Source organism: Streptomyces sp. NPDC025806, from assembly GCF_055558275.1.
The window spans coordinates 485,283-510,404 of the sequence record NZ_JBVHMU010000001.1; the positions used below are offsets into that span (position 1 = coordinate 485,283).

The following is a 25,122-nucleotide window of genomic DNA, read 5'->3' on the forward strand; positions in this document are numbered from 1 at the left end:
GTTGTCCCGTACAACGGCGTACGGAACTGAACGCGACGCTCGCCCAGACTGTCCCCGACCGGACGAAGAGGGCGGGCGTCGCGGTCGTTCTACTGGATGACCAGGCGCAGCGGGTGGCCGGCATCGCGCGGACAGACGGCGATGACCAGATGGCTGCGGCCGGGCCGGACACCGGTGGGCCCGTAGGCGCGCTCGGTGTCGGCGTTCGGCAGGTCCTCGGACGGGATCCAGCTCGTGGTGCTGCAGTCCCACTCCCGGTCGGCGGCGTTCAGGAGCGGGAAGAGGTCCGCGGCGCAGGTGACGCAGCGCAGTTCGGCCGGGCCGGTCAGGTTCCAGGCGATATGGCCGCCGGTCTTCCAGCCGGGGGCCGTCGACAGGTCCGACACGTAGATCTCGCCGTCGTGCTCGTCTTCCTCGTCCTCGTCCTCCACCTCCCCTTCCCGGTCCTCTTCCCAGGCCTCGACGCGTTCCTGGAGGTCGAGGGGGAGTTCCTCGAACCACGGGTACTCCGTGACCACTTCGGGGTGCAGGACGCACGGGGTGGGGACGAGTTCCTCACGGCCGACGACCTCGGGGGCCGGCTGTTCGGCGAGCGGTTCGGTGACGTCCGCCGCGCGGCGCCAACGGATCTCGGCGTACGGCTCGTAGCCGCTCGCGCCGTGCCGTTCGAAGCCGCACCAGAACACCTGGAGCACGTCGCCGAGTTCGGGATGCGGGAGGCCGGGCACGTCACGGCGGTGGAGCTGGGCGACCGCGAGCAGGGGCAGCGGACCTTCGGCGCCCTTGTGCGGCGTCGGGCACACCGGCCAGGGCTCGTGCGCGGGCCACAGCATCGGGCCGCCGACCGAACTGTCGCGCGCCGTGGGGGAACCGGGCCGTGGATGCAGACGGGTCGCCGTGCGGCGCAGCGGGGCGAGGCCGGGGAAGAGTGCCTCGACGTCGAAGGGGCGGGGCGGGGTGGTGCGGGTCATGTGAGGCTCCAGCGGCGGAGGTTGTCGCCCTCCACGGCGAGCCGGGTGCCGTCGCCCAGGGCGAGCGGGCCGGGGGTGATCGTACCGGGGGTGTCCTCGTCCGCCCGTTGCCCACCACCGGGCGGGCCGCCGCCTCCGGCCCGCGGCCCGTCGGCCGGCTCGCGGCCGAGCACCGGCGCGGCGGTGTGCACCACGCCCACTGGCCGATCAGTCAGCAGAAGTGCAAGGTCGCGAAGCAGGAGGGCTTCCGCTTCGGGTCGGCGCCGCCGGGGCGCGTCGGTGCGGGCCGGCCACGGCTCGTCGGCGGGGCGGAGCACCGGCCCGCCGACGTCACCGTCAGGCCAGGCGCCACCGGCGGAGCGTGTCTTCCTCCACGGTCAGCCAGGTGCCGTCGCCGAGTGCGAGCGGATCGTACGCGGACGTGCCGGGGTAGCCGAGCGTGGCGAGGGGGCGCAGGGTGTGACCGTCCAGGAGAAGGTGGGTGTTCTCGTCCGATTCCTCCTCCTCGGCGGCTGCCGCGAGCACCTGGTTCTCGTCCAGGAAGCCGGTGCGGTAGCCCACGAAACGGAAGTCCTCGGGCAACACGTCCTCGGCGTCCGCCTGGACCGCCGGCCGACCGGGTTCGTACCGGCCGAGCCACTCGCCGCCCACGTCGAGGTACAGGCAGGCCCCGCCCAGGGCCACCCCTGCGGACAGCTCCGTCGGCAGCCCGACGCGGTCCGCCGCGAGCCGGCCGTCCGCCGCGTCGATCGACAGGGCGAAAAACGTGTCGCCCTGCGCCGCGTCGAGGAAGAGCTGTGCCTGGTGCGTCAGGGACTGCTTGAAGGCGTAGCCCGCCGAGGCGGAGGGCAGCTGCACCTGCCCGAGGGGCTGCCCGTCGGCCAGGTCGAGCGCCACGCACAGGTCGCCGGGGTACGGACGGGCGGTCAGCTCGGGCCCTGGCGTGGTGACGAGCAGGCGTCCGCCGGACGGGTCGGCGATGCACGCGGGACTCGCGCCGGTCCCGGCGGTCCAGCGCGTGAACCCGTGAGTCCAGCGGACCCGGGCGTCCGCTTCGTACACGGTGACCAGACCGTCACCGACCACCGCGAGGCCGCCGTCCGGCAGTGGGGACACGTACGTGCGCGAGCCCTCCGGCCCGGGGGCCGGCCAGTTCCGCATTCCGTCCAGAACCCGGCCCGGCTCCGTGGAGACGCGGCCCACCGCGATGGTGTCGCCGGTCCGGGAGACCAGCCAGTTCATGCCGTCACGGGTGAGGAACGAGTCGTACCTGGAGGAGCAGGCGCCGTACCCGGCGAACTCCTCCTCGGCCAGCAGTTCGACCATCGGGCGGGGCGGTGCCATCTGTGCGTCTCTCCTGGGTTTCTGTGGCGTCAGGGGGTGTGCCGGGCCGGCCAGTAGAACTGCATCTGCTGCGTCCCCTGGGTTCCCGGATACACCTGCCCAAACATAGCTCCGAAGGTCCTGCGGATGATCGGCGAGCAGAACTTGTCGCACACGACGTTCGAGGCGGCACCGTGCGACGGGAGCCAGCCTGCTTCTCCGCCCGCCGCAAGGTTCCTGCGGTGCAGGAAGTGCAGGATGTTCTGCTCGGCGTGGCCGCCCTCCTGGCCTTTGGGAATCTTCAGGTACTCGTCGTTGGGAAGCGGGACGAGCCCCATCTTCTTGGCCAGCGCGATCTGGTCTTTGGTGAGCTTGCTCTTGCTGGTGCCCGCCACGAACGTGACCGGACCGTTCGGGGTCTGCGCGTGGATGACCGCGACGGTCTGCCGGTCGCGCGCGATGCCCTCCTTCTTCAGGTTGTTGATCTTGGTGGCCATGTCCTGCATCGACTGCATACAGGGGGCCAGCCCCATCGGGTCGGCGAGGGTCGCCGGATTGTCCACGTACGCGGCCGGATTGGGCGCGGGCGCGAGACCCAGCGGGTCGGGGGTGACGTAGCGGCCGGGCTCGGGATCGTAGTGACGGAAGTGGTTGTAGTGGAGGCCGGTCTCAGGATCGGCGTACTGGCCGGGGAAACGCAGCGGTGTGTACGCGCTCGACTCCCGCCCCCAGGCGGTGGTGCCCCACTGCACGGTGCGACTGTGCCAGGCGATGTCACCGGTGTCGTCGACGAGCTCGGTGGGGGTGCCGATGAGATCGGTGACGATGGCGAAGAACCGGGAGTCGATCGCGCCGCTGTCCTCGGCGCGGCTGCGGGACTCCACCTGCGCGAGCGGCCGGATGCCGTCGTATTCCCAGGTCAGTGTGGTGCGCGTCGTGCTGTCGGTCTGCTCTGAGAGTCGGCTGCCGTCCCAGGAGAAGACGGTGACCTCGGCCACCGTCCCGTCGGGGGCGTGCCGCCGCTTGGCGGTGCGCCGGGCGAAGGCGTCGTAGGTGTAGGTCCACACCGTGCCGTCGGGCGTGGTGCAGGAGGTCAACCGGTCCTCGGCGTCCCAGGTGTAGCGCCAGACCTCGGGTCGGCGGGACAGCCGCTTGCGGCGGCGCTCGACGACCCGGCCCGCTGCGTCGTACGTGTAGTGCAGTGCGCCCGCGAACCGCAGCCGGTTGCCGTCGTAGCCGCGTGGGCCGCGCGCTTCCGGGTGTGGGGCCTTGTCGGGCCAGTCGGCCTCCGTCTGGTTGCCCTCGGTGTCGTAGCGGTAGCGCTCACTCCAGTTGCGCCCGTCGACACCGGTGGGCCGGCCTTCGGAGTCGAGTGTGAACCGCCGTTCGTCGTCGCCGAGTCGGTCGGTGATGCCGAGCACGTGGTGATCGGGCCGGTAGCGGTACGCGCGGGAGCGGACCTTGTGGTCCCGCGCCGTCAGGCTCTGCTCGCTGACCCGGCCGAGTGCGTCCCAGGACGTGGCCAGAGTGACGGCGTGGTCCTGCGGGCCGAAGGCCCGGGTGAGTTCCCGGCCCGTTGCGTCATGGGTGAAGCGCAGCGCGCGGCCCGCGAGGTGCAGGTCGGTGCGGTTGCCTGCCGCGTCGTACGCCTGCCGGGTCGCCGTGCCGTTGGGGGTGGTGCGCAGAGTGCGGCGGCCGACAGCGTCGTACCCGTAGCGGTGGGTGCGGCCGTCGACCGTCTCGGCGGTGAGCCGGCCCTGGGTGTCCCACTCCAGTTCCATCACGGACTGCGCGGAGCGGGCCCGCAGCAGCCGCCCGGCCGCGTCGTAGTCGAACGAGGTCGTCTCCCCGTCGACGTCCTTCGCGACGAGACGGCCCAGCGCGTCACGGTACTGGGTGACGGACTGGCCGAGTGGATTGGTGCGGGTGACCGTGCGACCGGTGGCGTCATGGTCGTACGTGAGGACGCGGCCGTCGAAGTCGGTCTCGCGTACGACACGGCCCGCCGGGTCGTACGCGTAAGTCCACGTACGGGACGACGAGTTCTCGACTTCCGTGAGGCGCATCTCGGTGTCGTAGGTGAACGTGTGGCGGGCGCCGCCCGGCTGGATGCGCGCGGCGAGCAGCCCGAAATGGGTGTACTCGTAGCGGGTGGTGCCGACGCCGGCCGTGGACTCCGTCAGCCGGTTGCCCTCGCCGTCGTACGTCCAGGTCCGTTCGCTGCCGTCGGGTTCCACGCGGCGGATCAGCCGGCCCTCGGCACTCCACTCCATGCGGGTGGTCGCGCCCATCGGGTCTGTCATGGACGTGGGGCGGCGGAAGGCGTCGCGAGTGAAGACCCAGGTATGGCCGAGGGCGTCGGTGCGAGCCATCGGCAGGCCCGTGGCGTCGGGCAGGAACGTCTCCGTGGCGCCGAGCGCGTCGGTGATGGCGGTGATGGCGCCACGCTCGTCGTGCGCGTAGCGGGTGACCGTGCCGTCAGGGGCGATGAGTGCCGTGTTGTTGCCCGCGGCGTCGTAGGTGCAGCGCCACACGGCGCCGTCGGGGGCGGTCATGACGACGGGCAGACCGTGCTCGTCGTACTCGGCCGTGGTGACCGTGCCGTCGGCTTCGTGGGCGGCGACGAGGTTGCCCCGCTCGTCCCAGGTCCACCGGGTGGTGTGGCCGTCCGGATCCGTGCGGCTCAGGAGGCGGTCGCGGTCGTCCCAGGTCTGGGTGACGGTGTGGCCGAGCGGGTCGGTCACGGCGACGATCTGGCCGAGAGTGTTGGCGCGGTAGACGGTGGCGTGGCCGACGGAGTCCGTGTACGTGACGGTCGTACTGCCGTCGCTCTCCTGGCGCCCGTAGGTGATCCGGGAATCGAGGAAGCCGTCGCTGCCGCGGGTGGCGACGACCCGGCCCGATGTGTCGTAGATGTAGGTGAACTCGGTGTCGTTGCTGTCGCACCAGCCGGTGATGCGGTGGGTGTCGTCGTAGGTGAAGCGGGTGGGGGCGTCGACGGCGCTGCGGACCTCGACGAGGTCGCCGGAGGCGTCGTCGTAGGTGAAGGAACGCAGCCGTAGCGGGCCGTCCTCGGTGAGCAGCTGCAACCCGGTGACTGCCCGGCCGCCCGGAGCGGTGGTGATCGTCAGGCGGTAGCCGCCGGTGTGCGTCACCTCCGAGAGCCGGTCGTCCTCGCCGCGTTCGAGGGTGAGCTGGTTGTGGTTGCGGTCCTCGGTCCGGACGAGCCACCAGGTGCCCTCGCCCGTCGCGGCGGGTTCGAAGTACCGGGTCAGGTCGGTGGACGGGTCCTGGACCACGAGTACGTAGGAAGTGCCGTGGGAGACGTAGGTCAGTGGGATCGGTTCACCCGCGACCGGGACGACGCGATCGCCGACGATGTCGGGAGTGCGGGGGTAGTAGAGGCTGGAGCCGTCGTCGCGGCGCCACCACACACCCTCACCTGCCGGGTCGCGTTCGAGGCGCTCGTCGAGGGTGGAGGCCCAGGACGGGCCGAAGGCGATGCCGTGGCGGTAACCGGTCAGATGCGTACGGCGCAGCACCAGGGGCAGCACACCAGGCAACTCGACATCGGTCTGCGACATTGCCATCTGGCCGGATGCCATGTCGATGGGGTCGCCGCAGAACTCCTTGTCCTTGAACGCGCGGGCGTCCTTGGCGCGGTCGACCAGGTCCGGGTCGTTCCTGCGGGCCTCATCGATCTTCAGTTTGGCGCCGGAATCCGGTCCGGGCCTGCCGTTTCCGCTGTTCTTGTCGCGTCCCTTCTGCCGGCCGTCGATGCCGTCGACCTTGTCGCGGACGTCGTGGTCCTTGCCCTTGTGGGTGCGGGAGGCGCCCTTGACCCGCTCGGGGACGGTCTCCGTGATGTGCTTGCTGATCTTCTTCAGCGCCTTCTCGGAGCCCTTCAGGGCGCCGTGCAGGACACTGTCGAAGGCCTGGGTGAACGGGTCGCGGCCCTTGCTGCGGCCGAACGCGCCGCGGGCGCGGCCCAGCGGGTCGGAGGACGCGAGGTGCAGCTCGCTGCCGTGCCGGGAGACCTTGCCCGCGCCGTCCTCGAACTCGGTGTGGTCGATCCGCGTGCGCTTGCCCGCGCCGCCACCGCTGGACGAGCCGCCGTCGCCGGCCGAGGCGATGTGCACGCCGTCCTTGCCGCCGCCGTGGGAGCCGCCACCGCCGCCGGGCCCTTCGGCCGGCGGCATGGTGAACGCGCCCTCGGCGAGGTCGAGGACCATGTCCTCGACCATCGACTCCAGCTTCGCGTTGACCGGCTCGGTCAGCTTGGCTATCACCTCGTCGACGATCCGCTCGACCGCCTCGTCGATGATCCGCTTGACCACCTGACGCATCGCCTGGATCTCGGCCGCGCCCAGGACCGCGGACAGGCCGCCAGTGACCCAGGCGAGGCCGATCGACAGGCCCACCGAACCCGCCATGATGGCGAGTTCGGCCTCGGCCTTGTGCTTCATCCACTCGATGATCTCGGCGAGGGTGTCGCACGCGTCCGCGAACAGCCGGGCCAGCTCGGGGAGTTTCTCCAGATGGCTGGCCTTGATCTTGTTCCAGTGCTTCTCCATGGAGTCGACGGCCCAGCCCTCGGAGGAGGACAGGATCCGGGAGAACGCCAGATGCGCGTCCCCGCCGTGCCCCTCGAACTTCTCCGCGAACTCCCGCATGGCGTCGGCCATTTCGCGGTAGTCGTCCTCGTCCACGTTCGGGAAGTTGATCCCGATGAAGTCCAGGATCTCGTCCAGCCAGCCCGGAATCGTGTACCCCACGGCCCGTCCTCGTCCCCCGTCGTGGGGCACATGGACGTGTGCCCCTGCATCGTCAACGCGTTCGACGATACGTGGTGGTGGGGACGTGCTGCATCAGCTGTGGAAGCCGATGTACCCGTTCCCGTCACGGTCGTTGGCGGACTTCGTGTACTTGTGGGAGTCCGAGCCCGGACCGGACGGCTTGTACAGGTGGATCGTGTCGCCGCTGTTGTTCCACATGAAGTTGCAGTTGTCGCGGTAGACCACGTTGTTGGCGTCGGAGTCCGTGCCGTTGCCGCCGCGCAGCTTCACGTAGTCACCGGGCTGGAGGCTGTGGCTCGCGGTGAACCGGAAGCTGTTGCCGGCGGCGTCCTTGACCAGGTAGCCCTTGAGGTTGATCGTCGCGGTCCTGGAGTAGTTCTTCAGCGTCACGTACTCCTGCGACGTGTTGCCGCCCGAGCAGCGGTTGCTGTCCGTGCCCGGCGCGTCGTACTGGACCCCGCGGATCTTCAGCGCCGAGCTGTACTCGGTCGCGTACGCGGGGGCCGCTCCCAGCAGGGCCACGGCGGCCAGCGCGGAGACGGACAGCGCGGAGGCGGCGGCCAAGGTGGGGCGTATGTTCATGTGTTGTCCTCTTTTGAGTTGACCGGTGCACACGCGGGCACCACTGCTTCGACACGTCATCTTCACAGACGGAACGGTGTGCGCGGGGCCAAATCGGCGTGGATCACGGCGCCTTGAACGTTTCGCCGTAGACCTGCCACGTGAGCGGCGTCTTCAGCGACAGATTGCCGTCGTAGAGGAACTGGCGCTGCGCCGTGTCGATGCGGCTGGTGTCGCGGTCCGCGCGCTTCGCCTTCATCTCCTTGCGCCGCAGGTCGAGAAAAATGTCGAGGAAGTTCTTCTCGCTGCCGCCCTGCGACGGGGTGTCCGCCTCCTTGATGGCGGCCTCGCGCAGACCGTAGAAACCGCTCGGACCGATGCCCGGACCGTGCAGCACCATCGCGTCGTAGTAGATGAACTGGCCCAGCGTGCCGAGCCCGTCGAGCTTGGCGAGACGGACCGCCGGATCGAAGTACACCCGGTCCCGCTCGGTGTCCTGGGCGTCCCGGAAGGCCTTCTTCGCGGCCTCCGCCTTCCACGCCTCGGTGAAGCCCGGGTCCAGTCCCTCGTGCGAGTCCGACCCGTCGACCTTGCGCAGGGCCGGCAGGAAGCGGGCCAGCTCGTTGTCCGGGTGCGCCTTCGTGTAGCGCTCCACCAGGGTCAACAGGTCGTGGGTGCCGGTGCAGAAGCCGACGGGGCCCGCCGTGTAGCCCTGGCCGTCGCCGATGTCCTCGATGTAGCCGTACTGGCTGCGCCAGTCCAGCGTCGAGTTCTCCGCGCTCGCCACGATCTGCTGCGCCAGCTCCTTCTTCGCGGGCGCGGCCAGGCCGGGCGGCAGGCTGGCTATCAGCTTGTCGTCGGCCTTGCGCTCGGCGGCCGACTTGTCCTTCTCGTACGGCTGCGCGGAGGCCGACGAGGGCATGGCGGGGGAGTCGTCCGTCTTCCCGTCGGGGGACATGAGGAAGACCGCGACCGTGGCGAGCGGTGCCACGGCGAGAAAGGAGAGGGCCAGACAGCCGGCGCGTTTCATGCCGGACAGAGTAAGCGGCGCGCCGACCGGTTCAGGCCAGTGCTCCCGCTTTGAGTGCGGTGATCACCAGGAGCAGGGCGAGCAGCCCGACGCAGGCCGCCGTCTGCACGGGTACGCGACGCTCGCGCGGGGCGTACACCAGGCCCACCGCCGCGACCGCGCCCGCGAGCAGCCCGCCCAGGTGCCCCTGCCAGGACGCGAATCCGGCGGAGACCAGCATCCACACCAGGAAGTACGCCATGAACTGGTTGACCCCGCGCATGTCCCAGCCGAGCCGGCGCGCGATCACGTAGTACGCGGCGGCCAGCCCGAAGATCGCGCCGGACGCGCCGACGGTGGGCGTCTCGGGGGCGAGCAGCAGCACGAGGACCGAGCCGCCGAGCGCCGACAGCAGGTACAGGGCGAGGTAGCGGACCCGGCCCAGCTGCGACTCGACGAGCCGGCCCAGGTTCCACAGCGAGGCCATGTTCAGGGTGATGTGCAGCAGCCCGTACCAGCCGTCGGTGGGCGGCAGATGCAGGAACGAGCCGGTGAGCAGCCGGTACCACTCGCCCGCCGCCACGCCCGCCGGGTCGAAGCCGGGCGGCGCCGGGTCCAGGTACTGGTAGCTGAGGCCGTCGGCTCCCGTCAGGCCGAGCCCCAGCATCTGGAACCGCTCGACGATCCGCGGGCTGATCAGCTCGCCCACGTACGCCAGCACGTTCACCGCGATGAGCACGTACGTGACCAGCGGCACGGCCGCGATCCGCCCGCCGGTGACCGTGCGGGCCTGACGCACGGAGCGGCTGCCCTCGGCCACGCACTCCGGGCACTGGAAGCCGACCGACGCGTCGCGCATGCACTGAGGGCATATCGGCCGCTCGCAGCGGGCGCAGCGGATGTGCGTCTCGGTGCCGGCGTGGCGGTAGCACGTCGGGGTCGTGGCGGACTGGGGCGTGGGTTCCACGGCCGGCTCCTGAGGTCAGCAACGTCATGAACGTCGGGCGCCGCTCAAAATAGCGAACCCGGAGATCACGCCCACCGCGGCCCCCGTGCAGGTCACCCCGCCGACGACGCCCGCCATGCGACCGGCCCGCCCGCCTGTGGGACCAGCCGGGCCCGGCACTGCGCCGGGGTGCCCCAGGCGTCGCGCAGGGGGAGGGCCTTGCGGAGCCACAGGGAGAGGTCCAGCTCCTCCGTGTAGCCGACCGCGCCGTGCAGCTGGAGGGCGGCGCGGGCCGCGCGGTACGCCGCCTCGCCCGCTGCGAGCTTGGCCGCCGCGATCTCCTCGCCGTCCAGCGTGAGCGCGGCCCCGAAGAGCAGCGGGCGGGCGAACTCCAGGCCCACCAGCGCGTCCGCCAGCCGGTGCTTGACCGCCTGGAACGTGCCGATGGCCACCCCGAACTGGCGGCGCTGGCCCACGTACTCCACGGTCCTGCGCAGCAGTTCGAGCCCGACGCCGAGGGACTGGGCCGCCGTGAGGAACGCGGCCAGATCGGTGGCGCGGGCCAGGGCCGCCGCGGCCTCCGGGCCCCGGGCCAGCACCTCGCCGCCCTCCGGGACGAACAGGCGACGGGCCGGATCGGCCGACTCCCGCAGCGGGCCGTGCCCGGCGGCCAGGCGTATCGCGTCACCGTCCGCGAGGAGCACCGCGTCCGCCGCGTCCGCGTCCAGCGCGTACGGGCCCGACGCGAGCGACAGAACCGCCTCGCCGGAGGCGATCCGGGGCAGCCATTCCTTCGCGGCGCCCGTGCCCTCCGGCAGCTGGGCGAGCAGCGCCGCCGCGGCGGCGCTCTCCACGACCGGGCCGGGGACCGCGTGCCGGCCCAGCTCCACGTACGCGACCGCCAGCTCGACCGGCAGCGGGCCGAGCCCCTCGTACGCCTCGGGCACCGCGAGGGCGAACACCCCGGTCTCCGCGAGCCGCGCCCACAGCGCCCGGCCCGGCCCGAAGTCACCGGCCGCCCACGCCCGTACGGCGGCGGGGGTGTCGGCCGCGCCGAGCATCCGGTCGAGGGTGCGGCCGAACTCGGCCTGCTCCGTGTCCAGGAGGAACCTCATCAGCGGCGTCCCTTCGGCAGGCCGAGCAGGCGCTCGGCGATGATGTCGCGCTGGATCTCGTTCGTCCCCGCGTAGATCGGGCCCGCGAGCGAGAACACGTAGCCCTCCGCCCACTCGCCGTCCGCCAGCTCCGCGTCCGCACCGAGCAGGTCAAGGGCCGTCTCGTGCAGCGCGATGTCGTACTCCGACCAGAACACCTTGTTCAGGCTGGACTCGGCGCCGATCTGCTCACCGGCGGCGAAGCGCGACGCGTTGGCGTACGTGAACAGCTGGTAGGCCCGCGCCCCGACCAGGGCGTCCGCCACCCGGTCCCGGACCGCAGGGTCCGCGCCGCGCTCGCGCCACAGCGCCGCGAGCCGGTCCGCGGCGGCGAGGAAACGGCCGGGGGAGCGCAGCGTCAGACCCCGCTCGTTGCCCGTCGTCGACATCGCGATCCGCCACCCGTTGCCCGGTTCGCCGATCACGTCCTCGTCGGGGACGAACACGTCGTCCAGGAACAGCTCGGCGAACGCCGGCTTCCCGTCGAGCCGCCCGATCGGGCGGACCGTGACCCCGGGCGCCTTCAGGTCGAACATGAGGTACGTCAGGCCCTGGTGCGGCTTCGGCGCGTCCGGATCCGTACGGAAGATGCCGAAGGCCCGGTCGGCGAACGCGGCCCGCGAGGACCAGGTCTTCTGCCCGCTCAGCAGCCAGCCGCCGTCCGTGCGCACCGCCCGCGAGCGCAGCGACGCGAGGTCAGAGCCGGACTCGGGCTCCGACCAGGCCTGCGCCCACACGACCTCGCCGCTTGCCATCGAGGGCAGCACGCGGTCCCGCTGCTCGTCCGTCGCGTGGTCGAAGAGCGTGGGGGCCAGCAGATTGATCCCGTTCTGCGTGACGCGGCCCGGGGCGCCCGCCGCGTAGTACTCCTCCTCGAAGACCAGCCACTTGAAGATGTCGACGCCGCGCCCGCCGTACTCCTCGGGCCAGGACACGACCGCCCAGCGGTCCGCGTGCAGCTCGGCCTCCCACGCGCGGTGCGCGGCGAAGCCCTCCTCCGTCTCCAGGGAGGGCAGCGGCTCGGCCGGCACGTGCGCGGCGAGCCACGCGCGGGCCTCGGCCCGGAACGCGTCCTCCTCGGGGGTGAAGTCCAGGTTCATCGCGTGCCCGCCTCCTTCATCGACCGGACGTCCATGCCGCCCAGGGAGTCCGCCGCCGTCTCCGCGTTGTGCGCGTGGGCCAGGTGGTGCAGGCCGAACACCGAGTCCATGCCGGTGTGCAGGCCCTGGAGGTCCTCCGCCTGGTTCACCGCGCGCTTGGTCAGGGCCAGGCCCAGACGCGGCATCTCGGCGATCTTCAGGGCCAGTTCGTCCGTGCGCTCCGCCAGCTCCTCGCGCGCCACCACCCGGTTGACCATCCCGACCTCGTACGCGCGCCGGGCGCTCATCCGCTCGCCCGTGAACAGGAACTCCTTGGCGATGCGCGGCGGCATCACCCACGGATGCGCGAAGTACTCGACGCCGGGGATGCCCATGCGCACGACCGGGTCCGCGAAGAAAGCGTCCTCGCTCGCCACGATCAGGTCGCACACCCAGGCCAGCATCAGGCCGCCCGCCACGCACGCCCCGTGCACGGAGGCGATCACCGGCTTGGGCAGTTCGCGCCAGCGCCGGCACATGCCGAGGTAGACCTCCGACTCACGGGCGAACCGGGAGTCGGCCCCCTGCTTGTCGGAGTGGTCCCACCACAGACCGGCCTTGCGCTCGAACGGAAGGTGCGCGTCCCGCTCCGGGGTGCCGATGTCGTGGCCCGCGGAGAAGTGCTCGCCCGCGCCGGCGAGGACGACGGCCTTCACCTCGGAGTCCTCCGCCGCGCGGTAGAAGGCGGCGTCCAGGGCGTAGGTCATCGCCGAGTTCTGCGCGTTGCGGTACCGGGGCCGGTTCAGCGTCACGTACGCGACCGGGCCCCTGACCTCGTACAGGACGGGCGAGGAGGTGTCCTCCGTGGGCTGGGACAGGTCGGGCTGCGGTGCGGGCATCGGATTCATCCTTCCCTAACAAGTGTTTGGTAGGTTAGCTTATGCGCATGGACAGCGTCGAGGACTTCCGGACCGGCTTTCGCGGCTGGCTGGAGCGTGAACTCTCCGGCGGATTCGCCTCCTTGCGGGGGAAGGGCGGACCCGGCCGTGAGCACGAGGCGTTCGCCGAGCGCCTCGCATGGGAGCGGCACATGGCCGCGCACGGCTGGACGTGCGTCGGCTGGCCCGAGGAGCACGGCGGACGCGGCGCGAGCCTCGCGCAGCAGATCGCCTTCCACGAGGAGTACGCCCTCGCGGACGCCCCCGCCCGGGTCAACCACATAGGTGAGCAACTGCTCGGCCCCACCCTGATCGCCTTCGGCACCGAGGAGCAGAAGGCCCGCTTCCTGGAGCCGATCCGCCGGGTCGAGGAGCTGTGGTGCCAGGGGTACAGCGAGCCGGGCGCCGGCTCCGACCTCGCGGGCGTGCGCACCCGCGCCGCCCTCAGCGAGGACGGCACCGAGTGGATCGTCGACGGACAGAAGACCTGGACGTCGCTCGCGCACGAGGCCCAGTGGTGCTTCGTGATCGCCCGCACCGAGCCCGGCTCCCGCCGGCACGCCGGACTCTCCTACCTCCTCGTGCCGCTGGACCAGCCCGGCGTCGAGGTGCGCCCCATCGTCCAGCTCACCGGCACCAGCGAGTTCAACGAGGTGTTCTTCGACGGCGCCCGCACCGCGGCCTCGCACGTCGTCGGCGCCGTCGGCGACGGCTGGCGCACCGCCATGGCCACCCTCGGCTTCGAGCGCGGCATCTCCACCGTCGGCCAGCAGATCGGCTTCCGCCGCGAGCTGACGGACCTGATCGCGCTCGCCGAGAAGAGCGGCACGCTCGACGACCCCCTGCTCCGCGACCGCCTCGCCCGCGCCTGGACGGGCCTGCGCACCATGGAGGCCAACGCGCGACGCGGCGTCGACCCCTCCGTCGCCAAGCTCTACTGGGCCACCTGGCACCGCGGCCTCGGCGAGCTCGCCATCGACATCTGCGGCGCCGCCTCGATGCTCGCCGTCGAGGAACCCTACGAACTCGACGCGTGGCAGCGCCTGTTCCTCTTCTCCCGCGCCGACACGATCTACGCGGGCTCCGACGAGATCCAGCGGAACATCATCGCCGAGCGCCTGCTCGGCCTGCCGAAAGAGGTGCGTGCATGACGACGCCGAAGTCCCGCGTTCCCGAGTACGTCCCCGGCCACCGGCTCCTGGAAGGCCGCAGCGCCGTCGTCACCGCCGCCGCGGGCGCCGGCATCGGCGGGGCCACGGCCCGCCGCTTCCTGGAGGAGGGTGCCCGCGTCGTCATCAGCGACGCGCACACCCGCCGCCTCAAGGAGAGCGAGCAGGCCCTCGCCGAGGAGTTCGGCGCCGACCGCGTCTCCGCGCTCGCCTGCGACGTGACCGACGAGGAGCAGGTACAGGCCCTGTTCGCCCACGTCACCGAGGTCCACGGCGGCCTCGACATCGTGGTGAACAACGCGGGCCTGGGCGGCACCGCCGCCCTCGTCGACATGACCGACGAGCAGTGGACCCGCGTCCTCGACATCACGCTGGGCGGCACCTTCCGCTGCACCCGCGCCGCCCTGCGCTCCTTCCGCGACACCGGCCGCACGGGCGTCGTCGTCAACAACGCCTCCGTCATCGGCTGGCGCGCCCAGGAGGGCCAGGCCCACTACGCCGCCGCCAAGGCCGGGGTCATGGCCCTCACCCGCTGCGCCGCCCTGGAAGCCGCCGAGTACGGAGTCCGGGTCAACGCGGTGGCGCCCAGCCTCGCCATGCACCCCCACCTCGTGAAGGTCACCTCCGCCGAACTCCTCGCGGAGCTCACCGAGAAGGAGGCCTTCGGCCGCTACGCCGAGCCCTGGGAAGTGGCCAACGTGATGGTCTTCCTCGCCTCCGGCTACTCCTCGTACATGACCGGCGAGGTCGTGTCCGTGAGCAGCCAGCACGCATGAGCGCCTCGCCCGAGCGGCGGCGCCAGCTCCTCGACACCGCGGCCGCGGTGTTCGCCGCCCAGGGCTACGACGCCACGACCGTCCGCCGCATCGCGGACGCCGCGGGCATGCTCGCGGGCAGCCTCTACTACCACTTCGACTCCAAGGACTCGATCGTCGAGGAGATCCTGCGCGGCTTCCTCGACGAACTCGCCGGCCGCTACGACACGGTGCTCGCCGCCGGGCTCGGGCCGCGCGAGACGATGCGCGCCCTGGTCACCGAGTCCTTCCGGGAGATCGACCGGCACGGACCCGCGGTCGCCATCTACCAGAAAGAGTCCAAGACCCTCGCGGCCCGGGAGCGCTTCGCGTTCCTCGCCGCGTCCCAGAGCACCTTCGAACAGACCTGGCTGACCACGCTGAAGGACGGCGTGGCGGCCGGGGAGTTCCGGGCGGACCTCGACATCCGGCTCACCTACCGCTTCGTGCGCGACACCGTCTGGGTCGCCGCGTCCTGGTACCGGCCCGACGGCCGGCACAGCCCCGAGGAGATCGCCCGCCAGTACCTGGCGACCGTCCTGGACGGGATCGCCGCACCCGACCGATCAGACCATTCCCCCGCCCCGCAAGGATGAAGGAGCCGTCATGGCCGAGGCCTACATCGTCGAAGCAGTCCGCACCCCCGTCGGGCGCAAGAAGGGCGGACTGAGCGCCGTCCACCCCGCCGACCTCGGCGCCCACGTCCTCAAGGAGCTCGTCGCCCGCACCGGCGTCGACCCGGCCGCCGTCGAGGACGTCGTCTTCGGCTGCCTCGACACCGTCGGCCCGCAGGCCGGCGACATCGCCCGCACCGCCTGGCTCGCCGCCGGACTGCCCGAGGAGGTGCCCGGCGTCACCGTCGACCGGCAGTGCGGCTCCTCCCAGCAGGCCGTCCACTTCGCCGCCCAGGGCGTCCTGTCCGGCACCCAGGACCTCGTCGTCGCCGGCGGCACGCAGAACATGTCGATGATCCCCATCGCGTTCGCCTCCCGGCAGGCCGCCGAGCCCCTCGGCCTCACCGACGGCCCCTACATCGGCAGCGAGGGCTGGCGCGCCCGCTACGGCGACCAGCCGGTCAACCAGTTCCACGGCGCCGAGCTCATCGCGAAGAAGTGGGGCATCACCCGCGAGGCCCAGGAGGCCTGGGCGCTCCAGTCGCACCAGCGCGCCCTGCGCGCCATCGACGAGGGCCGCTTCGCCAAGGAGATCGTCGCGTACGGCGATGTCACCGTCGACGAGGGACCGCGCCGCGACACCACCCTGGAGAAGATGGCCGGCCTCAAGCCCGTCGTCGAGGGCGGCACCATCACCGCCGCCTGCTCCTCCCAGGTCTCCGACGGCGCCGCCGCCATGCTGCTCGCCTCCGAGCGTGCCGTCCGCGAGCACGGGCTCACCCCGCGCGCCCGCATCCACCACCTCTCCGTGCGCGGCGAGGACCCGATCCGGATGCTGTCCGCGCCGATCCCCGCGACGGCGTACGCGCTGAAGAAGACCGGCCTGTCCATGGAGGACATCGACCTCGTCGAGATCAACGAGGCGTTCGCGCCGGTCGTCCTGTCCTGGCTCAAGGAGACCGGCACCGACCCGGCGAAGGTGAACGTGAACGGAGGCGCGATCGCCCTCGGCCACCCCCTCGGCGCGACCGGCACCAAGCTGATGACCACCCTCCTGCACGAGCTGGAGCGCACCGGTGGGCGCTACGGCCTGCAGACCATGTGCGAGGGCGGCGGCCAGGCCAACGTGACGATCATCGAGCGCCTCTGACGTCCCCGGCGTCTGGGGCGTCGTGAGGCGGCGGCCCGTCTCCCACTGAGCGGGAACGGACCGTGGAGCACCGGGCCGGGTGGGGACAGGGTGTGGGCCATGACCCGTACGTCTGTTCCTCCCGAGCCCGGTGACGCGTTCGCGCTGCGGCGCCTCGCCGAGAACTACGCCCTCGCGGTCGACGCCCGCGACCCGGCCCTGTTCGACGCCCAGTTCACCGCCGACGCGCGGATCGTCGCCCACGAGGCCGACGGCAGCCTCCTGTGGGAGCGCGGCGGCAGCGCCGAGCGCGCCAAGCTCCTCGACGACCTCTCCGTCTTCCCCCGCACCTTCCACCAGGTCGGCAACCACGTCGCCGAGATCACCGGACCCGACCGGGCCCGCGGCGTCACCTACTGCATCGCCCACCACCTCGGCGCCGAGGGCGGCGACCTGCGCTGCCCCGTCCGCTACGAGGACGAGTACGAGCGCACCGCCGACGGCTGGCGGATCGCCGCCCGCGCCGTCTTCCCCCAGTGGTACGAGAGGAGCGAGACCCTGTGAGCACGCAGAATCAGTCTTGGGACGAGACGGTCGACGTCCTCGTGGTCGGCTCCGGCGGCGCCGCCCTCACCGGCGCCTACAGCGCCGCCGCCCAGGGCCTCGACACCCTCGTCGTCGAGAAGACCGAGTATTTCGGCGGCACCACCGCCTACGCCGGCGCCTGCCTGTGGCTCCCCGGCAACCAGGCACAGGCCCGCGCCGGCGTCGAGGACAGCGCCGACCTCGCCCGTACCTACTTCCGCTCCCTCGTCGGCGACGCCACCCCGCACGAGCTGCAGGACGCCTACCTCGACGGGGCGGGCCCGCTCGTCGCGTTCCTGGAGCGCGACGACCTCATCGACTTCGAGTACCGCCCGTTCCCCGACTACTACCCGGGCCCCGGCCGCTTCGACGCGGGCCGCGGCGTCTTCCCCGTCCCCCTGGAGCGCCCCGAGGGCTCGGCCGAGCTGCTCGACGCGGTCCGGCCGCCCGCCTACGCCGAGCGCCTGCGACTGCCCACCCCCGAGGGCCCGTTGGAGGACGGCCGGGCGCTGATCGGCCGACTGCTGCTCGCCCTGCACGGCGCGGGCGGCCGCACCGAGCGCCACACCGCGCTCACCGCTCTCGTCCAGGACGACACCGGCCGCGTCACCGGCGCCGAGGTGCGCACCGCCTCCGGCGGGACCCGGTGCATCGCGGCCCGGCGCGGCGTCCTGCTCGCCGCCGGCGGCTACGAGCGCGCCTCCGACCTGCGCCGCACCTGGGGCAACGGGCCGGGCGCCGACTGGACCATGGGCCCGGCCGGCGGCGGCACCGGCGACGCGCTGCGCGCCGCGACCGGCCTCGGCGCCGCGTCCACGATGCTCGACGAGAGCTGGTGGTGCCCGTCCGTGCTGTTCCCCGACGGCAGCGCCGCGTTCGCCCTCGGCTTCCGCGCGGGCGTCTTCGTCGACGCGCGGGGCCGCCGCTTCGCCAACGAGTGCCTGTCCTACGACCGGATGGGCCGCGCCATGATGGCCGCGGGCGCCGGCGACCGGCCCGACCGGCCCGTGTGGTGGGTGTGGGACGCGGCGCACGGCGAGGAGCCGCCCGGCATCGTCCTGGTCCCCACCGACCGGGAGTCCTTCGAGCAGGCCGGGGTGTGGCGCACCGCCGACACGATCGAGGGCATCGCCGCCGAGATCGGGGTGCCGGCGGACGCGCTGGCCGCCACGGTGAAGACGTTCAACGGGTACGCGGCCGAGGGGCACGACCCCGAGTTCGGGCGCGGTGACGACCCCTACGACCGGTTCTTCACCGACCCGGAGTCGACCGCGCCGAACCCGTGCCTGCTGCCGCTGGAGCGGGGGCCGTTCCACGCGGTGCGGATCGTGCTCGGAGACCTCGGCACGAAGGGGGGTCTCAGCACGGATGTCCACGCGCGTGTCCTGCGCGGGGACGGCTCCGCGATCGAGGGGCTGTACGCGGCCGGCAACACGGCGGCGAACGTCACGGGGCCCGTCTATCCCGGGCCCGGCGCGCCCATCGGCACGGGCATGGTCTTCGGCCACCGCGCCGCGACCCACATGGCCTCCGGCACCTGAGGGGGGCGCCGCCCTTACGGGGCACATCGGCCCTGGGCACGCCTTCCGGCTGCCGCCGCCTTGGGCAGTCTGCCGCCTGGGGCGGCACGGGTGGGCAAGGCGGCACCCCGGCGCCGGGTGCGCGTTTCATCGGCCTCGGCTCCGGCGCCGCCGCCGTTGGGGCCGGGGCTCGTTGCCGAGTGCCGCGTCGTCGTGGTTGCTCGCGCCCACGCGGCGGAGCCGCACATGGACACAGCCCCGCGCCCCTTACGGGGCGCATCCTGCCCGGCACCCCGGCGTCGGTCGGGTCTGTACAGGCATACGAATCAGGGAGGCGGAACACGATGTCCGATGAGCGAGGGCAGGTACTGGGTGGGAAGGTCGCGCTGGTCACCGGTGGGGCCCGGGGGATGGGGGAGGCCATCGCCCGCGAGTTGGCGCGGCGCGGCGCCCGCGTCGTGCTCGGCGACGTCCTCACCGAGCAGGGCGAGAAGACCGCCGCGTCGATGGGCGACGCGGCCCACTTCGTGCCGCTGGACGTCACCGAGCCGGACTCCTGGGCGGCGGCCGTCGCCACGGCCACAGACCGTTTCGGCCGCCTCGACATCCTGGTCAACAACGCCGCGATCTACACGACGGCCCCGCTCCTCGACGAGAGCGCCGAGCAACTGGAGCGCCTGCTCAAGGTGGACCTCGTCGGCCCCTTCCTCGGACTCCAGGCCACCGTGCCCGCCCTGCGCGCCGCGGGCGGCGGCGCGATCGTCAACATCTCCTCGCAGGCCGGCCTCCAGGGCATCATCGGCCACGGCGCGTACGGCGCGGCCAAGTGGGGCCTGCGCGGCCTGAGCCGCACCGCCGCCCTCGAACTCGGCGGCTTCGGCATCCGCGTCAACTGCGTCTTCCCCGGCGCCATCGACACCGCGATGACCGCCCACCTGGGCACCACCGACCACCCCGCCGCCGCGCTCGGCCGCATCGGCCGCCCCGAAGAGGTCGCCACCCTCGTCGCGTTCCTCGCCTCCGACGACGCCTCCTACCTGACCGGCGCCGAGATCACCGCCGACGGCGGTGCGACGGCCGGCCGCATGCCGGTGTTCGCCCCGCGCGGTGCGCAGGCCGACGCATGAGCCGCGCACCGCGCCCCGACGTGCGAGTCCTCATGGACGCCTGCACCGCCGCGTTCCCGCCGCTCGGCACGACCATGACCGACATCCGCGAGGTTCGGGCCTTCTTCGCCGCCCGCTCCGCGCCCGAGCCGCCCCGGCTGCCCGCGCTCGACCGGGTCACCGACACCGACGCGCACGGCGTCCCTGTCCGGGTCTACGAACCCGGCGGCGGCCCGGACGCCCCCGTCGTCGTGTTCTTCCACGGCGGCGGCATGGTGCTGTGCTCCCTCGACTCCCACGACGGCTTCTGCCGCGAACTGGCCGCGGGCACCGGCGCGACCGTCGTCTCCGTCGACTACCGCCTCGCGCCCGAACACCCCTTCCCGGCCGCCTTCGAGGACGCGTACACCGCGCTGCGCTGGGCCGCCGACATCCACCCCGGGCGCCCGCTGAGCGTCGCCGGGGACAGCGCGGGCGGCAATCTCGCCGCCGTCACCGCGCTGCTCGCCCGCGACCGGGGCGGCCCCGCGCTCACCGCCCAGCACCTCTACTACCCGATGCTCGACCCGGCCCGCGACTCCGCCTCGTACACGGAGAACGCGCGCGGCTACTTCGTCACCGCCGACCATCTGCGCTGGTACTGGGAGCAGTACCTGACCGGCCCGGCGGACGCGCTCGACCCGCGGGCCACGCCCTTCGCCGCCCGCGACCTGGCCGGGCTGCCGCCCGCGTTCGTCGTCACGGCCGGGTTCGACCCGCTGCGCGACGAGGGCCGCCGCTACGCCGAACTGCTGGCCGCCGCCGGGGTCCCCGTCGAGCACCACGGCTACGACGAGGCGTTCCACGGCTTCATGACGATGAGCGCGGACGTGGCCATCCCCGAGGCGCGCGACGCCTGCGCCAAGGCGTTCGCCGCGCTGCGGAACTGACGGGCGCCGAGCACGACGAGGGCCGGCGGGGTGCACCCCGCCGGCCCTTCCGCGTATGCCCCCAGGGGCCGTCAGCTCAGCAGCTCGAAGCCCTCGTAGCCGTCCGCCGCGACCTTCTCGATGATGTCCCCGTACGCGCCGAACCCGCCGACGAACGGCATGAACACCCGTGGCTTGCCCGGGATGTTGGCGCCCAGGTACCAGGAGTTCGCCGCCGGCATCAGCGTGCCGTCGGCCCGCCTGCGGCACTCCTCGACCCAGCCGTCGACCGCCGCGGTCCGCGCCTCCACGCCCGCGTGCCCCCGCTCCGACAGATGCGTCAGAAGGTCCGCGATCCAGTCCACGTGCTGCTCGCCGCACAGGATCATGTTGGCGAGCACCGAGGGGGAGCCGGGCCCCGCGATGTTGAACAGGTTCGGGAAGCCGTCCACGCCGAGCCCGAGGTACGTGCGCGGACCGGCCGCCCACGCCTCCTTCAGGGTCCGCCCGGCGCGGCCCGTGATCCCGATCCGGTCGAGGGAACCGGTCATCGCGTCGAAGCCGGTCGCGTACACGAGGACGTCCAGCTCGACCAGTTCACCGCCCGCGAGCCGCACACCGGACGCCTCGATCCGCTCGATCGGCGTCGCCTTGAGGTTCACGAGGCGCACGTCGTCGCGGTTGTACGTCTCGTAGTAGCCGTCGTCCGTGACGATGCGCTTCGTGCCGATGGGATGGTCGGTGGGGACCAGGAGATCGGCGACGGCCGGGTCGTCGACGACCGCCCGGACCTTCTCCTCCCAGAAGGCGCGCGCCACGTCGTTCGCCGCCTTGCTCGTGACCTGGTCCGGGAACGTCTTGGAGTACAGCACCCCGCCCAGCCGCCACCGCTCCTCGAACGCGGCCCGGCGCTCCTCGGCCGCCGCCTCCAGGGTGTTCAGCGGGTGCGCCATGTGCGGAGAGCCGCCACCGGAGCGCCGGGACAGGGCCCGCCGCTCGGCGTACGAGGCCTTCTGCGCCGCCCGCTCCGCGTCGCTCAGCGGCTTGTTGCCCGCCGGGATCGAGTAGTTGGCGCTGCGCTGGAACACGGTCAGATGCGCCGCGTCCTCGGCGATCAGCGGGATCGACTGGATGCCCGAGGACCCCGTGCCGATCACACCGACCCGCAGCCCCGTCAGGTCGACGCCCTCGTGCGGCCACTGCCCCGTGTGGTACGAGGCCCCGGCGAAGTCGGCGACGCCCTCGATCTGCGGGGTGTGCGCCGTCGACAGACAGCCCACGCACGTCAGCACGTACCGGGCCTCCACGACCCGGCCGTCGTCCGTGCGCACCGTCCAGCGCAGCCGCTCCTCGTCCAGCTCGGCGGAGACGACCGAGGTGCCGAACGTGAAGTGCCGCAGCAGGTCGTGGCGTTCGACGACATGCTCGACGTAGCGCAGGATCTCCGGCTGCGTCGCGTACTTCTCCGACCAGTCCCACTCCTGCTCCAGCTCCTGGTCGAAGGAGTACGAGTAGTCGACGGACTCCACGTCACAGCGGGCGCCCGGGTACCGGTTCCAGTACCAGACGCCGCCGGGGCCCTCTCCGCGCTCGAACCCGGCGACGGTGAGACCGAGGGCGCGCATCCGGTACGCGGCGTAGAGGCCGGAGAAGCCGGCACCGACGATGACGACGTCCACCTGTTCAGGCATGACGGGTCCTTTCGTGAGACGTTCGGAAAGAGGTCCGAGGGGGAGGGGATGAGAGGGCGAGGGCCGGGGCCGGGGTCGCGCGTGTCAGACCAGCGCCAGGTTCCGGCGGTGCCAGGCCGACGAGCCGAGCAGCCGGGCCGCCGAGTGGGCCCGCTTGAACCAGCGGTGCGCCGGGTGCTCCCAGGTGATCGCGATGCCGCCGTGCAGCTGGATCGCCTCACCGGCGATCCACTCGAAGCTCTCGCAGCACGCCGCCTTCGCCGCGCCCGCGGGCACCTCGCCGTCCACCGCCGCGGCCAGCAGCGAACGCGAGGACTCCAGCGAGGTGAACAGGTCGGCCAGCCGGTGCTTGACCGCCTGGAACGAGCCGATCGGGCGGCCGAACTGCTCCCGGTCCTTGGCGTACTGGAGCGTCGACTCGAACGCGACGGACGCCCCGCCCACCGCGTCCGCGGCGAGCACCAGCGCCCCCGCCTCCAGGGCGGCGGCCAACGCCGGGGCGGCGGCGCCGAGTTCACCCACCGGCACGCCCTCGGCCCGGGTCAGTTCGAGCCGCCACTGCGGCCGGCTGTCGTCCATCACCGGCACCGGCGTGAGAGCGACCCCCTCGGCGTCGGCCGGGACCAGGAACAGGCTCGGCCCGTGGTGCTCGGTGCGCGCCACGACGAGCAGCGTGTCGCCCGCCGCCGGCAGGTACTCCTTCACGCCGGACAGCCGCCACGTGCCCTGCCGCAGCGCGGCGCTGGTCCGCTGGCGCGCGGTGTCCCACTCGGCGTCCTTCTCGGCCCACGCGAGCGACGCCGTCCGTGAGCCCTCCGCCAGCTCCGGCAGCAGCCCCGCGCACACCTCGGTGTCCCCGCTCGCCACCAGCGCGGCCGGCACCAGGACGGCACTGCCGAGGAACGGCACGGGACTCAGCGCACGGCCCAACTCCTCGCCGACAACGGCCAGTTCACCCGGTCCGGCGCCGAAACCGCCGTACTCCTCGGGGATCGCGAGCCCCGCCACGCCGATCTGCCCGGCGAGCGGCTCCCAGGCCGCCGCGCCCTCGTGCGCGGTCAGCACCTGGCGGACCGCCGCCGCGAGCTCCCGCTGTTCCGGTGTGCGTGCGCCGCTCATCCGGCCACCTCCTGTGCGGCCCGCGCGCGCAGCGCCGGCTTGTCGACCTTGCCCGCCGCGTTGTGCGGCAGTTCCGTGAGCGGCAGGAACCGGCGCGGCACCTTGAAGTTCGCCAGCCGCTCCCGCGCCCAGCGTGTCAACTCCGCGTCGTCCGGCTGCTGTTCACCGTGCGCCGGCACGCAGAACGCGATCCCGACCTCGCCGAGCCGCCGGTCGGGCGCGCCGACCACCGACACGTCCGAGAGCCGCGGATGCGTGCGCAGCACCTGCTCGATCTCGGCCGGATAGGCGTTGAACCCGCCGACCACGAACATGTCCTTCAGCCGGTCCGTGATCGTCAGGAAGCCCCGCTCGTCCAGGACCCCGACATCGCCGGTGTGCAGCCAGCCGTCCGCGTCGACCGCTTCCGCCGTCGCCTCCGGATCGTCCAGATAGCCGCGCATCACATGGAAGCCCCGGGTCAGGATCTCGCCCGGCTCACCCGGCACCGCGGAGTCGATCCGCAGCTCCGTGCCCGGCAGCGCCTTGCCCGAGGTGTGCGCGAGCCGCTCCGCCGACTCGGTGGGCGGACAGATCGCCACCGTGCCGTCCGACTCCGTGAGCCCGTACGCGGTGAACACCAGCCCCGCGCCCAGCTGTTCACGGATCTCCTCGATCAGCGTCGTCGGGATGCCGGCCGCGCCGGTCCCCGCCATCCGCATCGAGTCGACGGCGAACTCGGCCCGCCGCGGATGGTCCAGCACCGCGCGGAACACCGCCGGCGCCCCCGTCAGGACGCTCACCCGCTCGGTCGCGATCCGCCGCAGCGCCCGCTCCGCGTCGAAGACCCGCTCCGGCAGCATCGTCGCGCCCACCCGCAGACAGGCCACGATCCCGGCCTTGTAGCCGAAGGTGTGGAAGAACGGGTTGACCAGCAGATACCGGTCCCCGCGCGTCAGCGTCACGCCCTTCGCCCACTCCGCGTACACGCGCACCGTCTGCCCGTGCGTGGTCAGCACCCCCTTGGGGCGCCCCGTGGTCCCGGACGTGAACAGGATGTCCGCGACATCGTCCGGGCTCACCGCCTCGGTGCGGGCCCGCCGCGCCGCGCCGTCCACCTCGGACGCGCGGCCCAGGAATCCGGCCCAGGCGGCCTCGTCGTGCAGGATCACGACCCGGTCCAGGTCCGGCAGCTCCTCCCCGGACTCCGCGAGCATCCGCGCGTAGTCGGTGCCCAGGAAGTCCGTCTCGGTGAACAGCACCCGGCAGCGCGCCCGGCGCAGCATGTCCGCCGCCTCCCGGGCCCGGTAGCGGGTGTTCACCGGGACGAGCACCCCGCCCGCGGCGAGCGCGCCGAGCGCGGCGACGACCCAGCGCGCACTGTTCGGCGCCCACAGCGCGACCCGGTCGCCCGGCGCGAGACCCTGCGCCATCAGCGCCCGCGCGGCCTCGTCGACCGCGTCCCGCAGCGCCTCGAAAGTCCAGCTCTCGCCCTCGTACCCGAGGGCCTCGTCGTCGCCCCAGGCGTCGGCCGCCCAGTCCGCGAGTCCGGCGATCGTCAGTGGCCCGTCCATCCGGCGCACCCTCCTCAGAAGTCCGTACGCCGGGGAGGTTCGCAGAGCCGGGGGCGGTGCGGCAGCCGCCCCTTCCCACTCACCGGGAAGTGACCGTCGCAGCGGGCCGCGCCCCCCGCCTACGGTCACGGCACCCGGGCAACAGCCACCGGCAACC

21 protein-coding genes are annotated in these 25,122 nt (G+C 72.6%); 8 read left to right on the plus strand and 13 right to left on the minus strand.

Annotated elements, in window-relative coordinates; translation table 11 throughout:
* Window positions 1-89 precede the first annotated feature (89 nt).
* The 10 genes from ACZ4E1_RS02200 to ACZ4E1_RS02245 all read right to left on the minus strand — a co-directional run bounded on the left by ACZ4E1_RS02200 (window position 90) and on the right by ACZ4E1_RS02245 (window position 12,738).
* Complete coding sequence (locus tag ACZ4E1_RS02200) at window positions 90-971, minus strand: YwqG family protein (RefSeq protein WP_467534950.1); 882 nt, start codon at window positions 969-971, stop codon at window positions 90-92.
* Window positions 968-1,165, minus strand: a complete 198-nt coding sequence (locus ACZ4E1_RS02205) for a hypothetical protein (RefSeq protein WP_467534952.1) — start codon at window positions 1,163-1,165, stop codon at window positions 968-970. Before ACZ4E1_RS02205 ends, ACZ4E1_RS02200 begins: the two co-directional genes overlap by 4 nt.
* Before the next feature lie 142 nt (window positions 1,166-1,307).
* Window positions 1,308-2,315: a hypothetical protein gene (locus tag ACZ4E1_RS02210; protein ID WP_467534954.1), complete on the minus strand. Its 1,008-nt coding sequence runs from the start codon at window positions 2,313-2,315 to the stop codon at window positions 1,308-1,310.
* Between the two features lie 29 nt (window positions 2,316-2,344).
* Window positions 2,345-7,069 (minus strand): DUF6531 domain-containing protein, encoded by a 4,725-nt coding sequence (locus tag ACZ4E1_RS02215; protein WP_467534956.1) that lies wholly within the window; start codon window positions 7,067-7,069, stop codon window positions 2,345-2,347.
* A 93-nt stretch (window positions 7,070-7,162) separates the two neighbouring features.
* Window positions 7,163-7,672 (minus strand): lamin tail domain-containing protein, encoded by a 510-nt coding sequence (locus ACZ4E1_RS02220; protein WP_467534957.1) that lies wholly within the window; start codon window positions 7,670-7,672, stop codon window positions 7,163-7,165.
* A gap of 103 nt (window positions 7,673-7,775) precedes the next feature.
* Window positions 7,776-8,681 carry a chitosanase gene (locus ACZ4E1_RS02225; protein WP_467534959.1) on the minus strand — a complete coding sequence of 302 codons (906 nt, stop codon included), beginning with the start codon at window positions 8,679-8,681 and terminating at the stop codon, window positions 7,776-7,778.
* Between the two features lie 31 nt (window positions 8,682-8,712).
* Window positions 8,713-9,627, minus strand: coding sequence for a rhomboid family intramembrane serine protease (locus ACZ4E1_RS02230; RefSeq protein ID WP_467534960.1), 915 nt, complete (start codon window positions 9,625-9,627; stop codon window positions 8,713-8,715).
* Window positions 9,628-9,719: 92 nt separating this feature from the next.
* On the minus strand, window positions 9,720-10,721 hold the full coding sequence (locus ACZ4E1_RS02235) for an acyl-CoA dehydrogenase family protein (protein ID WP_467534962.1): 1,002 nt from the start codon (window positions 10,719-10,721) through the stop codon (window positions 9,720-9,722).
* Window positions 10,721-11,860, minus strand: a complete 1,140-nt coding sequence (locus tag ACZ4E1_RS02240) for an acyl-CoA dehydrogenase family protein (protein ID WP_467534964.1) — start codon at window positions 11,858-11,860, stop codon at window positions 10,721-10,723. Before ACZ4E1_RS02240 ends, ACZ4E1_RS02235 begins: the two co-directional genes overlap by 1 nt.
* The gene (locus ACZ4E1_RS02245; RefSeq protein ID WP_467534965.1) at window positions 11,857-12,738 is read right to left on the minus strand and encodes an enoyl-CoA hydratase; all 882 of its coding nucleotides are present in this window, start codon (window positions 12,736-12,738) and stop codon (window positions 11,857-11,859) included. Before ACZ4E1_RS02245 ends, ACZ4E1_RS02240 begins: the two co-directional genes overlap by 4 nt.
* Window positions 12,739-12,785: 47 nt before the next feature.
* Between ACZ4E1_RS02245 and ACZ4E1_RS02250 the strand changes: the two genes are divergently transcribed.
* The 8 genes from ACZ4E1_RS02250 to ACZ4E1_RS02285 all read left to right on the plus strand — a co-directional run bounded on the left by ACZ4E1_RS02250 (window position 12,786) and on the right by ACZ4E1_RS02285 (window position 20,623).
* Window positions 12,786-13,928 carry an acyl-CoA dehydrogenase family protein gene (locus tag ACZ4E1_RS02250; protein WP_467534967.1) on the plus strand — a complete coding sequence of 381 codons (1,143 nt, stop codon included), beginning with the start codon at window positions 12,786-12,788 and terminating at the stop codon, window positions 13,926-13,928.
* Window positions 13,925-14,722 carry an SDR family oxidoreductase gene (locus ACZ4E1_RS02255; RefSeq protein ID WP_467534968.1) on the plus strand — a complete coding sequence of 266 codons (798 nt, stop codon included), beginning with the start codon at window positions 13,925-13,927 and terminating at the stop codon, window positions 14,720-14,722. Before ACZ4E1_RS02250 ends, ACZ4E1_RS02255 begins: the two co-directional genes overlap by 4 nt.
* A complete protein-coding gene (locus ACZ4E1_RS02260) occupies window positions 14,719-15,336 on the plus strand; it encodes a TetR/AcrR family transcriptional regulator (protein WP_188339478.1) in 618 nt (205 codons plus the stop codon). Before ACZ4E1_RS02255 ends, ACZ4E1_RS02260 begins: the two co-directional genes overlap by 4 nt.
* A gap of 10 nt (window positions 15,337-15,346) precedes the next feature.
* On the plus strand, window positions 15,347-16,504 hold the full coding sequence (locus ACZ4E1_RS02265; protein ID WP_467534970.1) for an acetyl-CoA C-acetyltransferase: 1,158 nt from the start codon (window positions 15,347-15,349) through the stop codon (window positions 16,502-16,504).
* Between the two features lie 99 nt (window positions 16,505-16,603).
* On the plus strand, window positions 16,604-17,047 hold the full coding sequence (locus ACZ4E1_RS02270; protein WP_467534972.1) for a nuclear transport factor 2 family protein: 444 nt from the start codon (window positions 16,604-16,606) through the stop codon (window positions 17,045-17,047).
* Window positions 17,044-18,609 carry an FAD-dependent oxidoreductase gene (locus ACZ4E1_RS02275; RefSeq protein WP_467534973.1) on the plus strand — a complete coding sequence of 522 codons (1,566 nt, stop codon included), beginning with the start codon at window positions 17,044-17,046 and terminating at the stop codon, window positions 18,607-18,609. The genes ACZ4E1_RS02270 and ACZ4E1_RS02275 overlap by 4 nt, the downstream gene beginning before the upstream one ends.
* A 323-nt stretch (window positions 18,610-18,932) precedes the next feature.
* Complete coding sequence (locus ACZ4E1_RS02280; protein ID WP_467534975.1) at window positions 18,933-19,715, plus strand: glucose 1-dehydrogenase; 783 nt, start codon at window positions 18,933-18,935, stop codon at window positions 19,713-19,715.
* Window positions 19,712-20,623 (plus strand): alpha/beta hydrolase, encoded by a 912-nt coding sequence (locus ACZ4E1_RS02285; protein ID WP_467534977.1) that lies wholly within the window; start codon window positions 19,712-19,714, stop codon window positions 20,621-20,623. Before ACZ4E1_RS02280 ends, ACZ4E1_RS02285 begins: the two co-directional genes overlap by 4 nt.
* Window positions 20,624-20,694: 71 nt before the next feature.
* Here the strand turns inward: ACZ4E1_RS02285 and ACZ4E1_RS02290 are convergent, their stop codons facing one another.
* The 3 genes from ACZ4E1_RS02290 to ACZ4E1_RS02300 all read right to left on the minus strand — a co-directional run bounded on the left by ACZ4E1_RS02290 (window position 20,695) and on the right by ACZ4E1_RS02300 (window position 24,965).
* Window positions 20,695-22,293, minus strand: coding sequence for a flavin-containing monooxygenase (locus ACZ4E1_RS02290; protein ID WP_467534979.1), 1,599 nt, complete (start codon window positions 22,291-22,293; stop codon window positions 20,695-20,697).
* A gap of 84 nt (window positions 22,294-22,377) precedes the next feature.
* Window positions 22,378-23,412 carry an acyl-CoA dehydrogenase family protein gene (locus ACZ4E1_RS02295; RefSeq protein WP_467534980.1) on the minus strand — a complete coding sequence of 345 codons (1,035 nt, stop codon included), beginning with the start codon at window positions 23,410-23,412 and terminating at the stop codon, window positions 22,378-22,380.
* On the minus strand, window positions 23,409-24,965 hold the full coding sequence (locus tag ACZ4E1_RS02300) for a FadD3 family acyl-CoA ligase (RefSeq protein WP_467534982.1): 1,557 nt from the start codon (window positions 24,963-24,965) through the stop codon (window positions 23,409-23,411). The genes ACZ4E1_RS02295 and ACZ4E1_RS02300 overlap by 4 nt, the downstream gene beginning before the upstream one ends.
* Between the last annotated feature and the right edge of the window lie 157 nt (window positions 24,966-25,122).

Bases quoted from the DNA above. Each gene is read 5' to 3' on its own strand.
- ACZ4E1_RS02220 (WP_467534957.1), bottom strand. From the start codon at position 7,672: ATGAACATACGCCCCACCTTGGCCGCCGCCTCCGCGCTGTCCGTCTCC.
- ACZ4E1_RS02260 (WP_188339478.1), top strand. From the start codon at position 14,719: ATGAGCGCCTCGCCCGAGCGGCGGCGCCAGCTCCTCGACACCGCGGCC.
- ACZ4E1_RS02265 (WP_467534970.1), top strand. From the start codon at position 15,347: ATGGCCGAGGCCTACATCGTCGAAGCAGTCCGCACCCCCGTCGGGCGC.
- ACZ4E1_RS02285 (WP_467534977.1), top strand. From the start codon at position 19,712: ATGAGCCGCGCACCGCGCCCCGACGTGCGAGTCCTCATGGACGCCTGC.
- ACZ4E1_RS02270 (WP_467534972.1), top strand. From the start codon at position 16,604: ATGACCCGTACGTCTGTTCCTCCCGAGCCCGGTGACGCGTTCGCGCTG.
- ACZ4E1_RS02300 (WP_467534982.1), bottom strand. From the start codon at position 24,965: ATGGACGGGCCACTGACGATCGCCGGACTCGCGGACTGGGCGGCCGAC.
- ACZ4E1_RS02255 (WP_467534968.1), top strand. From the start codon at position 13,925: ATGACGACGCCGAAGTCCCGCGTTCCCGAGTACGTCCCCGGCCACCGG.
- ACZ4E1_RS02235 (WP_467534962.1), bottom strand. From the start codon at position 10,721: ATGAGGTTCCTCCTGGACACGGAGCAGGCCGAGTTCGGCCGCACCCTC.
- ACZ4E1_RS02225 (WP_467534959.1), bottom strand. From the start codon at position 8,681: ATGAAACGCGCCGGCTGTCTGGCCCTCTCCTTTCTCGCCGTGGCACCG.
- ACZ4E1_RS02250 (WP_467534967.1), top strand. From the start codon at position 12,786: ATGGACAGCGTCGAGGACTTCCGGACCGGCTTTCGCGGCTGGCTGGAG.
- ACZ4E1_RS02290 (WP_467534979.1), bottom strand. From the start codon at position 22,293: ATGCCTGAACAGGTGGACGTCGTCATCGTCGGTGCCGGCTTCTCCGGC.
- ACZ4E1_RS02240 (WP_467534964.1), bottom strand. From the start codon at position 11,860: ATGAACCTGGACTTCACCCCCGAGGAGGACGCGTTCCGGGCCGAGGCC.
- ACZ4E1_RS02295 (WP_467534980.1), bottom strand. From the start codon at position 23,412: ATGAGCGGCGCACGCACACCGGAACAGCGGGAGCTCGCGGCGGCGGTC.
- ACZ4E1_RS02280 (WP_467534975.1), top strand. From the start codon at position 18,933: ATGTCCGATGAGCGAGGGCAGGTACTGGGTGGGAAGGTCGCGCTGGTC.
- ACZ4E1_RS02245 (WP_467534965.1), bottom strand. From the start codon at position 12,738: ATGCCCGCACCGCAGCCCGACCTGTCCCAGCCCACGGAGGACACCTCC.
- ACZ4E1_RS02200 (WP_467534950.1), bottom strand. From the start codon at position 971: ATGACCCGCACCACCCCGCCCCGCCCCTTCGACGTCGAGGCACTCTTC.
- ACZ4E1_RS02210 (WP_467534954.1), bottom strand. From the start codon at position 2,315: ATGGCACCGCCCCGCCCGATGGTCGAACTGCTGGCCGAGGAGGAGTTC.